This is a genomic window from Angustibacter aerolatus (assembly GCF_054776675.1).
The window spans coordinates 1-505 of the sequence record NZ_BAAHBM010000215.1 but is presented as its reverse complement, the minus strand read 5'-3'; the positions used below and the strand labels follow the sequence as shown (position 1 = coordinate 505).

1 protein-coding gene is annotated in these 505 nt (G+C 80.8%); it reads right to left on the bottom strand.

From position 1 onward, the window contains the following. Nucleotides 1-505: hypothetical protein (locus ACYVI6_RS18865; RefSeq protein ID WP_460447807.1), on the bottom strand; the 505-nt coding region annotated here is incomplete at both ends.

The window sequence follows — 505 nt, the reverse complement described above, 5'->3', positions numbered from 1 at the left end:
TGCCCGGCGGCGCGCGCGACCTGCTCGAGGCGGAGGGCGGTCCGCGCGCCCAGGCTGGCGGTGAGGCCGGCGGCACGCGTGGCGACGGCACCCGCACCGCCGGTCAGCGCGCCGAGCACGGCGTCGGGCACCGCGCCGGCCACCGTGAGGCCGGGATCGTCCTGCACGCCGTCCCACGCGGCCCGGGCGGTCGCGGTCGGGTGCTGCCACCACGACCGCGCTCCCTCGCTCAGCGCACCTGCCGTCGCGCCGACGAGCTGGTTGCGGTCGTGCAGCGCGCCGAGCGGGTTCACGAGCTGACGCAGCGTGTTCTGCTCGGCCACGACCGCCGCCCCCTGCAGCGCCCAGGTACCCGTGGCGGCCTGCACGTCGCCGCCGAACCCCTGCAGGGTCTCGGTCGCCCGGCCGAACCAGCCGGGGGCGTCGCGGGCGCGGTCGGCCGCCCGGCGCAGCGCCGCGGCGGCGCGGCCGCCGCTGCGGTGCACCGTGGCGCGGGCCTCGTCGG